The following is a 14285-nucleotide window of genomic DNA, read 5'->3' on the forward strand; positions in this document are numbered from 1 at the left end:
AGGTGCGAACCGGTGACCAGCGTATGCTCGAATGGCCTTTATAGTTGTTTTTCCGAACTATCTTAATGGATGCAGTAGGGAAAACCGGGGTTCCCGCCGTTATCAAGGGACCTGTATCGAGAATTAATTCAACCTCTCCGTACAGGTAAGAGAAGATCGAAAGCCAAGAATCGTAAGGTGACACGATCATTTAAGGTGGTACCACGACAACTTCGTCCTTATTGGATGAGGTTTTTTTGTCATTTAAAGGAGGTGATGGCCATGGATGATGGCTGGTGGTGGCGACTCGAGTGTAACCAAATGCTAAATATCAGGAGGAATTTATATGATGAACGAACGTGTCTTAACTGGAGATCGAGTGACTGGAAAGCTTCACCTTGGCCATTACGCCGGCAGCTTGCAGACCCGAGTAGCCCTTCAGGAGCAATATGAAACTTTTGTGTTTTTAGCGGATATTCAAGCCCTAACGACCCATTTTGATCGTCCGCAGCTGCTGGGTCAACATCTGCATGAGATCACACTGGACTATTTATCTGCGGGTATAAATCCGGAGAAAACAACTATATTTATTCAATCGATGATCCCTGAAATCGCAGAGCTGACCCTCTTGTTCTCTATGTTTGTTACTGTGAATTCTTTACGGCATAATCCCACGATTAAAGCCGAATCAAAAAATTCCAGCTTAGATGAATTGTATTACGGTTTTCTAGGTTATCCAGTTAGTCAGACTGCTGACATAACTTTTTGTAAAGCAACGATCATTCCTGTAGGAGAAGACCAGCTCCCCCATCTGGAATTAACCCGCAAAATCGTCCGCAGATTCAACGAGCTGTACAGCCCGATACTGGTGGAACCCAAAGCGCTGATCAGTGAGACGCCGAGACTTGTGGGTACGGATGGCAACGCTAAAATGAGTAAAAGCCTTGGCAATGCCATCGAGCTGGACTCCACTAAGGAAGAAATCACCTTCAAGATAAGAAAAGCCACAACCGATCCTGCGCGTGTGCATAAAAATGATCCTGGACATCCAGATATCTGTCCTATTTTTGCTTATCATGGTGCTTTTCGCTCAGCGGGGGTAACCGAAATTCGTGAAGGCTGTGAGCGGGGTACCATGGGTTGTTCTGCTTGCAAACAGTTGATTTCGACAGCTCTAGATCAGCTTATAGAACCGATGCGAGAGCGACGTTCCTATTATGCTACTAAGCCCAAGCTTGTGCAGGAAATCTTAATCTCTGGAACACAGCATGCCCGCAGCATTGCTCAGGAAACAATGGCCGAAGTACGTGAGGCTATGAGTCTTAACTATTTTTCAATCTAAAAATGATATTTATAGGTACTCAAAAAAAGCCGGAAGCTCATTGGAAGAGATCCGGCTTTTTTCTTCTCCTTACAACACCCAATTTCCCTTACGGAATACGGGTTCAATCGTGCCGTCCGCCAGCTCTCCGTCAATATCCAGCTCTGCTGAACCGATCATAAAATCGACATGAGTTAAGCTGACATTAGCTCCTCTAGCCACAAGCTCTTCGTTCGTAAGCTTTGTGCCGCCTTCAATATTTACAGGATAAGCACTTCCTAGCGCGAAATGGCAGGAGGCATTCTCATCAATCCCTGTATTGTAAAAAATGCGGTTCAAGCGAGAGATTGGAGAATCATGCTGCACTAAGGCTACTTCTCCTAGATAAGATGCACCTTCATCCGTTGCCAGCAGTGAGGTTAAATGCTCGCGTCCGGATTCAGCTTCATAAGCTACGACTTTCCCCTTTTCAAAAGTGAATGAAAGTCCTTCAACTAAACGTCCATTCAAATTAAGAGGGAGCGTGCTTCTAACTGTGCCATTCACTCCAGTACGATGGGGCATGGAATAAATCTCTTCCGTTGGCATATTAGCAACAAAATAAACACCTTTATCATTCTCACCGCCACCCCCGCGCCATAAATGGCCTTCCGGAAGCTCTACATGCAGATCCGTTCCCGGAGCACGGTAATGCAGGCTTTTATAACGTTTAGCGTTCATTCTATCCTGACTTTCTTTCAACTGACCAATATGCTCTCTCCAAGCAGCTACCGGATCATCGCTGCCCACACGATTCATCTGGAATACAGCTTCCCACATCGCCTCTACCCGCTCTTCTTCAGGAAGATCGGCAAAAACCTTGTTCGCCCAAGCACGTGTTGGCGCTTTGACCAGAGACCAGCTGATTTTGCTGTTCCGAGTATATTTGGAGTAGTTCTTGCGAGCAATAGCTGCTGCTTTGACTGCTCTAGATACCTTAGAAGAATCAATGCCATTAAACAGTTCCGGATCAGGTACTTTAATATGTAAGATGGCACCATTTTCTTCCGCGAATTTCTCCATCATCTCAGCCTGCCACTGTGGATAGTAATCGAAAGAATCCTCTGGGGCTTTTTCATAACGGATCCGTGTAGTTGCTTCATCGTCCCAGTCAACAATTACATATTTAGCTCCCGCTTCATAGGCTTTCGCTACAATCAAGCGAGTAAGTTCTGCGGTTTCTATCGGTGCATGTACCATAAGGACTTGTCCAGGCTGTACATTTACTCCTACTTTTACAACTAGGTTCGCGTATTTCTCCAGCATTACTTCAAAATCTTTCATGAATTCTCTTCCTCCATCTCTAGGGTTGCTATAAGCACTCGGTCAGCTTCACTTCTTATTTTAACGCAAAACGAGGATAGTTGCGATTCGATTTAGATTCTCAGTTACTTCACTTCAGGTATTTCCCCTGTATAGACACCTAGATCATTCTTATGAATCTCTACGTTGGACATTCCGATCTGCTTATCATTATGGTAAGCAATCACTATGATCTTGGTATCCTGAGGCTCATCTATTTGTTTATTATTTCCATCCATTGGACTCCAATAAATTTGATCTCCAGATTTGATTTTCAGCTCAAGACCTTTGTTATGCACCTTGTAGTCAGGGGGGTTCCATAACAATAAATTGCCGGACGTAACCTGTATCTTAATAACATTCGCCCCTTCAGCAGTTATAAGCATAGGTAATCCTGGAGCACTACTATCAGTCACCCTGTATTCCGCTGTTGGGAACAGAACTTCCGGTTTCACCTCAAGTGATTGATTATTATGCTGCAAAATAAAGAAGAAAAAAAGTAAAATCGTTAAGCCCATGACGCCTCCGATGATTATTTTTTTCACTATTCAGCCTCCCTTCTACCCTAATACTGTAACATATTTCCTTAATCTGGACAGTTATCAGCCAAATAAAGCGGCTCCCACAAGGAACCGCTCACTTGAATCACTATTTTTTATCCACCTGTAGCAGTGTTACGGTCTTCAAAGCATAAGTATGCATGATTTTATCCTCTGAAATTACATTCAACTTGGTCAAGCTTGCCACCTTTGCCGGATCTGATTTGGAGAGCAAACGCCACACTTCAGGGTCCGATAAGGTCTCATATAACTTTGCATCATCATATTCTTTGCGGTTTTGCACGACCAGCTTCACTTTATAGCTGCCAATTTCAGTCTCGGTGGTTTCCTGCTCACTACAATAATTTAAAATATCCTGACGAAGCTCGGCCAATTCTTTTTCAATATCTTTTTGCTTTTGCTTGAGCCGATAATACTGCTGAACCTTTTTCTCCATCCACTTCACGCTCCTTCATAGACATATGTATGCCGAAAACGTTCGATAAATTAGTTGAGTTCCCTATCATAAAAACTTATAATGAGCCGGGGATAGCTAATTTCCAAGTAGAGTCAAATTTCTTATAAAAACAATTCCACGGCAGGTGACTTATGTTTCATTCGTACTTTTTTCCAATTTCGTATGCGTTCATGATGTTTCCAATAGCAGCGCTGTTCTTCACACTTCCTTTTCTTATCGTACAATACCGCAGACATGGCTATATACATAAGCTTAGAGCTTTAATCCTATATCTGCTGCTGCTCTATCTGATGAACGCTTATTTTCTAGTCTTGCTTCCTTTTCCATCCTCCCGGCACAATGCTGCACCTTCTGGGAGTATCGTCCAATTCATTCCCCTTCAATTTATTCAGGATATTGTGGATGGATCGACGATCATCCCTGATCAAATCTCGACCTACTGGTCATTACTGCGTGAGCCTGCATTTTTACAGGTCATTTTTAACGTTGCATTAACCGTACCGTTTGGAATGTTTCTGGGCTATTATTTTCGTACACGCTGGGTCGTGTGCATTCTACTATCCTTTGCCTTTTCCCTGTCCTTTGAGATCACGCAGATTACAGGGATTTACGGTTTCTTCGATCATCCTTACCGTCTTTTTGATGTCGATGATCTCATTACCAACACAATCGGAGGGATTTTTGGATTTCGAATTTCCATTTGGATCTCCGGGCTATTGCCACGTATAGAACAACTGGATACAAACATTGACCGCTCTGCCAAAAGAGTCTCCTATACCCGCAGAGGAATAGCTTTTCTAATCGATAGTATGGTGTGGAGCATCGGGTTTGGGGTACTCTTCGGATTCGATATAAAAGCTGCCTTCTGGATTGTAACTGGTATTTACTTCATGCTTGTTCCGGCTCTCACGGGCGGACGGACCTTAGGGAAATGGATGGTGCGGATTCGGGTGAAGAGCAGCGGGAATCATGCTTTTTTCTGGGCTCTGATGCTCAGATATGGCCTGCTATATTGGTTGCTGCTTGGGATTCACTCTCTTTTGCTTGATTCCGCCCTTCTAGGGCATCTTTCCTCCGTATGGAATATGCTTATTCATCTGTTTGTTCTATTGATAGACTTGGCTTTCTTTATTCATTTAGTCATTAGTATATTCAAAAAAGAAACTCAGCTAATATATGAGAAACTAAGTCAAACTTCTCATGTTATTTCTTGGCCAGAGAAACGGCTCCAATCTGATGTATCCCGCAACAGCCCTGTAGAAAGCTAAACTAGTTATTTTTTAAAGGGTATTTTAACATTGGAAATTATTATAGAATTAGGAGGTGAGCATTCTCAAAATTTAGGAGATGAGCGTATGGAAACTACAAGCAGCTTGCGGTTATCTAGAAGTCTTCCAGAAGAACAGGGCATTTCATCAACCGCAATATCCAGCTTTATTAGTGCAGTAGAGGAACAAAATTTAGGCCTGCACAGCTTTATGCTACTTCGACATGGTTATGTGGTCTCTGAAGGCTGGTGGGCCCCTTACAGGTCCGATCTTCCGCATATGTTATTTTCACTTAGCAAAAGTTTCACCTCAACCGCAATCGGGTTTGCTGTTACAGAGAAACTCGTCACCCTCGATGATTCTGTCCTATCCTTTTTCCCTGAAGATGCTCCTGATCCAATCACAGACAATCTAACCAATATGACAATCAGACATCTATTGATGATGGGTACCGGACATGTCGTGGATACTATGGACACACTTCGCAAAAGTGCAGACGGGAATTGGGTGAAGGCTTTCTTCTCCGTCCCGGTCGAGAAACAACCAGGTACACATTTCCTATATAATACCGGTGCTACTTACATGCTGGCCGCGATCCTTCAACGGGTTACTGGCCAAACACTGCTAGAATATTTAGAACCACGCCTCTTCGTTCCTCTGGGCATTCACGGCGCAACGTGGGAGTCTTGTCCACGCGGAATTAACACAGGGGGATTTGGCTTAAACATTACAACCGAGGATATCGCTAAATTCGGCCAGCTATACTTACAAAAAGGAATCTGGAATAATCAACGGGTTCTGCCTGAAAAGTGGATTAATGAGGCTACTTCCAAACATATTTCCAATGGCGAAGGCGATCATGACTGGGCAATGGGATATGGGTATCAGTTCTGGCAATGCCAGCACGGTGCCTACCGGGCAGATGGCGCCTTCGGTCAACTCTGTGTCGTGCTTCCGGAGCAAGATGCCGTAATTATTACTACTGCTGCATCAGACAGTATACAAGGAATGTTGAATGCTGTGTGGGAACATCTGCTTCCCGCGATGGAGCAAGCACCCTTGCCATTAGAGCCTGCTGCTTCTGCCCACTTGGTTGAACAATTAAAATATTTATCTATCCAACCGCCACAACTGCAGCCATCTTCATCACAAGAAGATCGAATAAACAGCTTAACCTATAAGCTCGATGACAACCAATTTGCCTTGGACACCTTCTCTATCTCTTTCAATAACAACGAAGCTGCAGTTACTTTACAATTTAAGACTGGAGAGGATTCTGCGATCTGTCTTGGTCGAGGGGAATGGCTCGAAAGCTTCGCACAGGTCATTGATGCTTCCTTGAACCGAATCATGTCCAGCTTTACTTGGGTTGCTGATGATCAGCTACAGCTCACTTTATTGTTTATTGAAATGCCTTTTTGCATAACTCTTGAAATAATCTTACTAGAGAAGCAGCTAATTCTTAAACAAAAGTTTAATGTGAATATGGGACCGACTGAATTCCCTGAGATCATTGGCAGACTATAATTCTTAATGAATAAAAAAGGCCGCTTCGTCCTTTAAAGAGACTTAGCGGCCTTTTAAATATTCGATCCTAGTCTGTGAAATCAGCAAGCTTGAGGATGACCGGGCAATGATCGCTCCCCATAATGTGACAATCAATTTGGGCATCCAGCAGATTAGGTGCAAGTCTAGAAGAAGCTAGGAAATAATCAATCCGCCAGCCTACATTCCGTTCTCTCACCTTCGGCATATAAGACCACCATGAATAAACGCCTTCAAGCTCTGGATGAAAATATCTAAAGGTATCTATGAAGCCGGACTCCAGCAGCGTACTCATTTTTCCTCTTTCTTCATCGGTAAAGCCAGAGTTTCCGCGGTTAGCTTTAGCATTTTTGATATCAATATCCTGATGGGCTACGTTCATATCGCCGCATACAACGACTGGTTTTAGCTTGTCCAGTTCCAGAAGGTAATTGCGGAAGCGGTCCTCCCATTCCATTCTGTAATCCAATCTAGCCAGATCTCGTTTGGCATTTGGTGTATACACATTCACTAGATAAAAATGTTCGAACTCCAGCGTAATAATCCGGCCTTCCGCTTCTTCATCCTCTTCCATTCCGTATCTCGCAGAGATCGGCTTGATTTTGGTGAATATAGCTGTGCCTGAATACCCTTTTTTCACTGCATAATTCCAATATTGATTGTATTCTTCACCCTGTTCCAGAACAATCTGCCCTTCTTGCAGCTTTGTCTCCTGAACACAGAAAATATCTGCTTCTACTTCCTTAAAATATTCATCAAACCCTTTTTTCACACAGGCCCGAAGGCCATTCACATTCCATGATACCAACTTTATCATTAACGTTTCTCCTTGCATTTTGCTTTGATAGTAACCAGTTTATCATATAACGACCAGAAATTTATAGAGGATTAGGGTCATCTTGAGCAATTCCGCGAATAGATTTATATCCTAATCATTTACTATCCATGATACAATAGCAAAATTGACTCTATACAAATTTTCTAACACGTGAGGTAAAAAAACTTATGAATGCACCAAATCTTTTACGAGGGTTTAACTTTTTGTATTTTGCTCTGCTGGCCATGTTTATTCCCTTTCTGCCAGTCTATCTAAGTGAACAAGGTCTAAGCCCATCGCAAATCGGCTTCATTATTGGAACTGGTGGTTTTGTTACCATCATTGCTCAACCTTTATGGGGGATGATTAGTGATAAAACAAAAACCATCCGCAAAGTGCTGTTAGCTCTGCTGTTATGCTCAGCGGTGACCGGATACTTTTTGTTCGATTCCAGCAGTTATGCTGTTCTCATTCTTTTTGCTATGCTGCTGTATTTCTTCTTGATGCCCATTGATCCGCTGACAGAAAGCTTGAATTTCCGAGTCTCTGAGGCGGCTGGAATTAGCTATGGTTCTATCCGTACATATGGTGCGCTAGGTTATGGTGTAATGGCTTTGATTACTGGCTATGTGCTCGGCTTTTTCGGCTCTCATGGTATAGCTCTTCTGTTTGTTGCCATTTGCCTTATAAGCTTTATAGTAAGCTGGAACATGCCAGATGCCCCCGTCACAGGTAAACCGGTCACGCTGGATAGTCTCAAGCACTTTTTTGGCAACAAAAAGACATTGATGTTTCTGGTGCTCATATTTATTAGCTCTGTACCCGCACGAATGAACGATACATTTATTGGAGTTTATATTCGTGAGCTTGGTGGCAGTCCTCAATTGGTAGGCCAATCGTTTTTCCTCGCGGCAATAAGTGAAATCATTGTCTTTGCATTAAGCTTCTGGTGGTTGCGTAAAGGAAAAGAACTGATTATCATATCGATTTCCGGAGGCTTCTATTTCCTTCGTTTCTTTATTTCAGCTTGGATCACTGATCCACACTTATTAGCCTATTTGCAGATTCTACAAATTCTTACCTTCCCTGTGTTCTACTCGGCTGCTATTCAATACCTGTACAGTATTGTACCCGAGGAATGGCGTGCTACAGGCCAGACCGTACTTGCACTGTTGTTCTTCGGTGTATCAGGTATCCTGGCTTCTTATGCTGGCGGGGCATTATATGATGCCTTTGGGGGTAAAGCTCTTTACTTAACGATCTCCGCGATGTCGTTTGTCGGCATGCTGTTCGGATTGATACTGTATCTGATTTATCGAAAAAAAACGAATTAAGTGTACCAAAATAAACCGGGGTTGTCCCAGCCACTTTCTAAATGGCTATAGGACATCCCCGGTTTTTTCTATCAAAAAGTGCTAATTCACCATGGCATTCGCTCTAGCATTAATAGATTTTCAACATAGAATATCCTATCAAACGAAAAGGAGGTCGTTACTATGGCCATCGTATTACCGATTCAATATTTCAATTTAGCCCCTGTCATTGGTAAATCTTATTATGAAAACCTTGCAGGTGGTATTAACGCTGCTGTTACTGTGAACAATAACTCCAACTTCCCAGTAGATTTAGTAATCACTCGTGTGAATGCTCCAGTTATCACATACACGATTCCAGCGTTCAATAGCCTTACGCTTGCAGTTCATGCCCTTTTGGTAGCTGCACTCTTAAGCACTCCTGCTGGCACCACATTCGGAACTATTGAAATTTCAACATCAGATTTCTAATAGTGTAGTATTAAGCATCTCTAGCTGGAAGTTCAGCTAGGGATGCTTCTCTATGTGAATCTAGCTTAATCCTTCTATTGTATGCTGCTCCATAAGCTGCTTTAGCTTGGTTTCAGTATTCGAATCTCCCGCAGGAGTATAGATGCTGCATCGTAAATCGGCACTGCCATGAACCTGCAAAGAGGTAAGATGAAATAACATTTTCCCCGCCTTGGCATGTCTGAATTCTAGTAACACATCCGGGGCCGAACTAACCCGACTTTGCTCCCACATCTCATTAAAAGCCGGATGCAATTCTTTCAATTCCTCTATAAATTCATCATACCAATGATCCTCTACATACTGTCCGTAATACGCTCTGAAGATAGAAAGATAACCGCTGACGAACTGTTCCCAATTCACCGCTAAGCGTCTGAACTCCTTACGAACAAATAACAATCGGATCATATTCCGCTCTTCGATGGGCAGCTTTGAGAAATCAAGAAAAACATGCGCGGCAGCTTCATTCCAACCGACGATCCCGCAACGTCTATCAGAAATTATCGTAGGACAATATTTGAGTTCCTGTAAAATTTTCTGCAGCGAAGGACTAATTACAGAAGATTCATCTTGCGGGTAGGGTGTGGTTCCAGTTCCAGTTTCTAAAGCCAGTGCAAAAAGATACTTCCGCTCATCTTTAGTCAGCCTAAGTGCAGTGGCAATACAGTCCAAAACAGATGACGAGACTTTTATATCTCTGCCTTGTTCAAGCCACGTATACCAGGTGCTGCTTACCCCTGCAAGCTGTGCAACCTCTTCCCTGCGGAGTCCTGGCGTTCTTCTGCGTGTGCCTTCCGGCAAGCCTACAGAGCTTGGTGAAATTGCCGCACGACGTGCTTTCAAAAAATCGGATAATGCTTGTAATCTTGTTTGATTAGCCATAAGCTACCTCCACTTTGGGATTCCTGTTCCTTTAGTATAGTACAAATTATACTAGGATAAACGATAACTTGTAATAGGATAAATAAAATGAAAAAATACTAGTATACACTAGCTGAGGAGGTTCATTATGGAACGCGTAGTGATTACAGGCATGGGCTTAATCTCACCACTTGGGAATACAATCGGGCAATTTTGGGATCGGCTAATTTCTGGTGAGTCGGGTATATCCCCGATCACTTCATTTGATACAACAGGTTTTAAGACGAGGATTGCTGGCGAAGTACGTGATTTCGATGCCGAGGGCAGATTTGGCCGTAAAGAGGCACGCCGAATGGACAGATTCAGTCAGTTTGCCCTCGCAGCTACTGAAGAGGCTTGGAAACATTCTGGTCTCCAGCTTGATAAGATTGACAAGGAGAGACTTGGCGTTTATGTAGGATCTGGCGTTGGAGGAATTCAGACCTTGATGGATCAAGGTACGGTCCTGAAGGATCGTGGTCCTGATCGAGTTAGCCCTACCTTAATTCCCATGATGATCTCCAATATGGCTGCGGCAATGATCAGCATTAAATTTGGAGCTCTCGGCCCGACCATGTCTCCAGTAACAGCTTGTTCTATTGGCAATACTGCGATTGGCGAGGCTTTCCGTTTAATTCGTTATGGCGGTGCGGACATCGTTATAGCCGGGGGTTCTGAAGCTGCTATTACTGGCATCTCGCTGGCCAGCTTTGGGAATGCCACCTCTTTATCTACACGAAATGAGGAGCCTACGAAAGCGAGTCGTCCTTTCGATGGAGAACGGGATGGCTTTGTAATCGGTGAAGGCGGCGGCATAGTCATTCTAGAGTCACTCTCCCATGCTCAGCGTAGAAACGCCAAGATTCACGGCGAAGTGATCGGGTATGGTGCTAGCTCTGATGCTTATCATATGGTTGCCACTCATCCAGAAGGAATTGGTGCCTATCAAGCTATGAAGTTAGCGCTAAATGAAGCTAATCTCCAACCCCACAATGTAGATGTAATCAGCGCGCACGCGACAAGTACAGTAGTAGGAGACCACTCTGAAACACTAGCGATTAAAAAATTATTTGGCGAGCATGCGTACCACATCCCCGTAACCGCTAATAAGTCCATGACTGGACATGCTTTGGGGGCCGCTGGCGGCTTAGAAGCCATTGCGTTAGTTAAGAGTATCCAAGAAGGAATCATTCCTCCTACCATCAATCAGGACACGCCTGATTCCATCTGTGATTTGGATTACGTACCTAACAATGCACGAAAAGCTAATCTCGAAATAGGCATCTCCAATTCATTTGGCTTCGGCGGCCATAATGCTGTTATTGTGATCCGAAAGTTCGTAGACTAATCTTACATTATAAAAGGGGTTTCAACTTAGCCATTACACATGACTAGTTGAAACCCCTTCTGCTGTTAATCCTTTTAAACTATCTTATTCCGAAGGTGATACATGACTTCCCCAGATAGAGATCCCTTCATTAGAAACCGCGGTGAACGTCATAACATTACTGGCTGTAGCTTCATTCCACTCTTTCAGGAACACACCCTTATAATTAGAACCACCTATCGTTAACTCTGCAGTATGATCGTCGATAAGCTTCCACTTGCCCTTAACCGCGCCTTTGATTTTACCACTCTTCGTCAATTGAATTAGCTCTGATTGCACGATATCAGCCGTAATCTCTTTATTATGATTTACATATTTGTATTCGCCTGCGATTTGCTCTTTCGTATATTTATCAATGGTCTCGCCGCCATAACGGTGTGGTGCGACCACCGGCCAGCCATCAGCGTTCATGAACATTTGATGTACTCTAACCTCATGCTTTTCACCACGATTCGGGAACCGTGTATGGAAGATCAAATAATACTTGCCAGTCTCTTCATCGTAAAATGCGGAGTTATGTCCTGGTGATACATATCCTTCCCCACTTACTGGGAGCTCATCGTCATTATTCAGGAATTCGAAATTCCCCATGAGTTTAACTCCGTAAGGAGCATAAGCAGGATCATCAAACAATACGCCAGCTGTGCCCTGTGAATGGATCATATCCTGGCCCTCAGAATCTTCAAAAGGTCCATCAGGTGTCTTCGAGCGAGCTACACGGATGTTATATCCACCATCTGCAGCCAGACCTCCGTAGGATAAGAACAGATAGTAGTAATCCGTCTCAGGACTGTACAGCATATAGGGAGCTTCTATCCGCGCATGATTTGCGCCTAGAAGCTTTTTGCCATAACCTTGGTCTGGCAGTGGGAATCCTGTGCTTGTATCCAGTTCCATAATAAAAATACCACCAGAATAAGAACCATACACCATCCACAATCTGCCTTCTTTATCAAAGAACACATCCGGATCTACAACATTCGGCTTTTGTGTGGCATCATAAGTTTCTCCGTCATCCCCTGCGCCCACCATACCGGACTTCAGAAAGATCCCTTTGTTCTTATAAGGTCCTTCAATATGGTCTGACACGGCTATACCGAGTGCTGATAATGGGGAATCGCCTTTACAAGCGTTGTAATACATATAATATTTGCCATCCGCCAATTGAATGACATCCGGAGCCCATAAGGTGTCCGTCTTTCCCCAGGTTAAGGCCTCTTTTAATTCCTCTTTGACATTCGGGATGAGTACGTTTCCATCAACAACTCCAGAGGACAATTGAGTCCAGGACATCAGGTCGTCGGATTTAGCAGAAGCCAAATGAGAGCCAAACACATAGTACTTATTATCAGCCAAAATAATGGATGGATCATGTACAGAAACATTTTTAAAGACAGGCTGAACAGGCTCAGGTCCGCTGTTTGTGTTGCCAGAGTTAGCCGTGTCGTTGTTGCATGCGGTTACAGCTAATAATGAAACACTAAGTAAAGTAGTAATAATTATCTTCTTCATCGTTATACCCCCTATGTATGCCTTTTCATTTTGAGATGAAAACGATAAATAGTCAACCCTTTTATTTAATTAAGTTCGTATTAATTCATACTTATTTAAATAATAGTGAACATTTTAGAAAATAAAAAAAACGCTAAGCCAACTAAATGGCCTAACGTTTCCTCTTATTATTTAGTTAAAACAAGTTGCTTACTTAGCGCCTTCTTGCACTAAAACAGGCTCTGGATAAGCGTTCTTAAGCACACGTTGTCTATTCTTAACAACTGTTGGTGGTTCCACCTTAGGAGCCATCGGATGCATTAGCCAAGATTTCACCATATGGGTATCCGAAACCTTATACATTGGAGGCTCTTTCTCCATATCGATTTGCATAGCATAGGTGCTGCGAAGTGCGAAGGCATCACCCTTAGGCGGTTTGATCAAATCTGGAGGTGTACCAGGAATCGCGGTAAGCAAAGAACCTTTGCTCTCAAGACTTGGCATGGATGCAAGTAATCCCCAAGTGTAAGGATGTCTTGGATCGTAGAAGATCTCTTCTGCAGTTCCCATTTCAACAATTTGTCCGGCATACATTACCGCTACACGATCCGCCATTCTTGCTACAACACCAAGATCATGGGTGATAAAAATAATCGCCGTATCAATCTTCTTCTGTAATTCCTTCATCAGGTCAAGAATCTGTGCCTGAATGGTTACGTCGAGCGCTGTAGTTGGCTCATCCGCAATCAGAAGCTTTGGGTTTGCTGCAAGTGCCATTGCGATAACGACACGTTGACGCATACCGCCACTGAACTCATGTGGATATTGATTGAAGCGGCGCTCTGGTGAAGGAATACCTACTAGCGTAAGCAGCTCAATCCCACGTTTATTTGCAGCTTCTTTGGAGATTTTCTCATGTTTGTGCAGTACTTCAGTTATTTGTCTGCCGACCTTCATCATCGGGTTCAAGGAAGTCATCGGATCCTGAAAAATCATACCGATCTCTTTACCACGAATCTTCTGCATTTGCTTTTCAGTCTTACCGATCAAATCTTGTCCATCAAATAAAATTTGTCCACGTTTATATTCTCCTGGCGGCGTTGGAACTAGCTTCATTACCGCTTGTGAAGTTACACTTTTACCGGAACCGGATTCCCCAACAATCGCTAGAGTTTCACCTTTATCTACATGGAAGCTAACACCACGGATCGCTTGTACTTCTCCACCGTGTGTTTTGAATGATATCGCTAGATCTTTTACCTCTAAAAGGCGCTCCATCTTGTCACCCTCTCATTTCCTCGTCAATTATGATAATGATTCTCACCAAGTTGTAAGCAATAAGTATTATTTTATCTAGTTCTAAGGGTTCTAGTCAAGATTTTTCTGAAAAAGATAT

Annotated in this window: 13 protein-coding genes and 1 other annotated feature (1 of these 14 cut by a window edge); of the genes, 6 read left to right on the forward strand and 7 right to left on the reverse strand. The window is 43.3% G+C overall.

Annotated elements, in window-relative coordinates; genetic code table 11:
* Nucleotides 1-223: a binding site (T-box leader), on the forward strand (it extends 60 nt beyond the left edge of the window).
* Between the two features lie 102 nt (nt 224-325).
* Nucleotides 326-1321, forward strand: a complete 996-nt coding sequence (gene trpS, locus MHH49_RS28090) for a tryptophan--tRNA ligase (RefSeq protein ID WP_076275538.1) — start codon at nt 326-328, stop codon at nt 1319-1321.
* Nucleotides 1322-1390: 69 nt separating this feature from the next.
* Here the strand turns inward: trpS and MHH49_RS28095 are convergent, their stop codons facing one another.
* From MHH49_RS28095 to MHH49_RS28105, 3 genes are all read right to left on the reverse strand, one after another.
* Nucleotides 1391-2623 (reverse strand): aminopeptidase, encoded by a 1233-nt coding sequence (locus MHH49_RS28095; RefSeq protein ID WP_036686346.1) that lies wholly within the window; start codon nt 2621-2623, stop codon nt 1391-1393.
* Nucleotides 2624-2727: 104 nt separating this feature from the next.
* Nucleotides 2728-3186: a hypothetical protein gene (locus tag MHH49_RS28100; RefSeq protein ID WP_076101705.1), complete on the reverse strand. Its 459-nt coding sequence runs from the start codon at nt 3184-3186 to the stop codon at nt 2728-2730.
* Between the two features lie 103 nt (nt 3187-3289).
* On the reverse strand, nt 3290-3637 hold the full coding sequence (locus MHH49_RS28105) for a hypothetical protein (protein ID WP_038570468.1): 348 nt from the start codon (nt 3635-3637) through the stop codon (nt 3290-3292).
* Nucleotides 3638-3789: 152 nt separating this feature from the next.
* Between MHH49_RS28105 and MHH49_RS28110 the strand changes: the two genes are divergently transcribed.
* Together MHH49_RS28110 and MHH49_RS28115 are read left to right on the forward strand one after the other, a co-directional pair.
* Complete coding sequence (locus MHH49_RS28110) at nt 3790-4926, forward strand: VanZ family protein (RefSeq protein WP_076101703.1); 1137 nt, start codon at nt 3790-3792, stop codon at nt 4924-4926.
* 87 nt (nt 4927-5013) lie between these two features.
* Entirely contained in the window at nt 5014-6453 is a 1440-nt protein-coding gene (locus MHH49_RS28115; RefSeq protein WP_076101701.1) for a serine hydrolase domain-containing protein, read from the forward strand.
* A 67-nt stretch (nt 6454-6520) separates the two neighbouring features.
* Here the strand turns inward: MHH49_RS28115 and MHH49_RS28120 are convergent, their stop codons facing one another.
* Nucleotides 6521-7285 carry an exodeoxyribonuclease III gene (locus MHH49_RS28120; protein ID WP_036686601.1) on the reverse strand — a complete coding sequence of 255 codons (765 nt, stop codon included), beginning with the start codon at nt 7283-7285 and terminating at the stop codon, nt 6521-6523.
* A 191-nt stretch (nt 7286-7476) separates the two neighbouring features.
* Between MHH49_RS28120 and MHH49_RS28125 the strand changes: the two genes are divergently transcribed.
* Together MHH49_RS28125 and MHH49_RS28130 are read left to right on the forward strand one after the other, a co-directional pair.
* Complete coding sequence (locus tag MHH49_RS28125) at nt 7477-8622, forward strand: MFS transporter (protein ID WP_076179028.1); 1146 nt, start codon at nt 7477-7479, stop codon at nt 8620-8622.
* Nucleotides 8623-8784: 162 nt separating this feature from the next.
* Nucleotides 8785-9072 (forward strand): hypothetical protein, encoded by a 288-nt coding sequence (locus MHH49_RS28130; RefSeq protein WP_036686338.1) that lies wholly within the window; start codon nt 8785-8787, stop codon nt 9070-9072.
* A gap of 60 nt (nt 9073-9132) precedes the next feature.
* Here the strand turns inward: MHH49_RS28130 and MHH49_RS28135 are convergent, their stop codons facing one another.
* Complete coding sequence (locus MHH49_RS28135) at nt 9133-9993, reverse strand: helix-turn-helix transcriptional regulator (protein ID WP_076125982.1); 861 nt, start codon at nt 9991-9993, stop codon at nt 9133-9135.
* Between the two features lie 127 nt (nt 9994-10120).
* On the opposite strand from MHH49_RS28135, the gene fabF reads away from it, so the two are divergent.
* On the forward strand, nt 10121-11359 hold the full coding sequence (gene fabF / locus MHH49_RS28140; protein WP_036686335.1) for a beta-ketoacyl-ACP synthase II: 1239 nt from the start codon (nt 10121-10123) through the stop codon (nt 11357-11359).
* Nucleotides 11360-11443: 84 nt separating this feature from the next.
* Here fabF and MHH49_RS28145 read toward each other — a convergent pair whose 3' ends face one another.
* Together MHH49_RS28145 and MHH49_RS28150 are read right to left on the reverse strand one after the other, a co-directional pair.
* On the reverse strand, nt 11444-12916 hold the full coding sequence (locus tag MHH49_RS28145) for a family 43 glycosylhydrolase (RefSeq protein ID WP_370510598.1): 1473 nt from the start codon (nt 12914-12916) through the stop codon (nt 11444-11446).
* A 183-nt stretch (nt 12917-13099) separates the two neighbouring features.
* Nucleotides 13100-14167 (reverse strand): ABC transporter ATP-binding protein, encoded by a 1068-nt coding sequence (locus MHH49_RS28150; RefSeq protein WP_036686331.1) that lies wholly within the window; start codon nt 14165-14167, stop codon nt 13100-13102.
* Nucleotides 14168-14285: the final 118 nt, after the last annotated feature.

It is taken from the genome of Paenibacillus sp. FSL F4-0122 (genome assembly GCF_038002845.1).
Classification (GTDB): domain Bacteria; phylum Bacillota; class Bacilli; order Paenibacillales; family Paenibacillaceae; genus Paenibacillus_AQ; species Paenibacillus_AQ odorifer.

Coding starts and splice junctions, on each gene's coding strand:
- trpS (WP_076275538.1), top strand. CDS start 326: ATGATGAACGAACGTGTCTTAACTGGAGATCGAGTGACTGGAAAGCTT.
- MHH49_RS28095 (WP_036686346.1), bottom strand. CDS start 2,623: ATGAAAGATTTTGAAGTAATGCTGGAGAAATACGCGAACCTAGTTGTA.
- MHH49_RS28105 (WP_038570468.1), bottom strand. CDS start 3,637: ATGGAGAAAAAGGTTCAGCAGTATTATCGGCTCAAGCAAAAGCAAAAA.
- MHH49_RS28110 (WP_076101703.1), top strand. CDS start 3,790: ATGTTTCATTCGTACTTTTTTCCAATTTCGTATGCGTTCATGATGTTT.
- MHH49_RS28115 (WP_076101701.1), top strand. CDS start 5,014: ATGGAAACTACAAGCAGCTTGCGGTTATCTAGAAGTCTTCCAGAAGAA.
- MHH49_RS28125 (WP_076179028.1), top strand. CDS start 7,477: ATGAATGCACCAAATCTTTTACGAGGGTTTAACTTTTTGTATTTTGCT.
- MHH49_RS28130 (WP_036686338.1), top strand. CDS start 8,785: ATGGCCATCGTATTACCGATTCAATATTTCAATTTAGCCCCTGTCATT.
- MHH49_RS28135 (WP_076125982.1), bottom strand. CDS start 9,993: ATGGCTAATCAAACAAGATTACAAGCATTATCCGATTTTTTGAAAGCA.
- fabF (WP_036686335.1), top strand. CDS start 10,121: ATGGAACGCGTAGTGATTACAGGCATGGGCTTAATCTCACCACTTGGG.
- MHH49_RS28150 (WP_036686331.1), bottom strand. CDS start 14,167: ATGGAGCGCCTTTTAGAGGTAAAAGATCTAGCGATATCATTCAAAACA.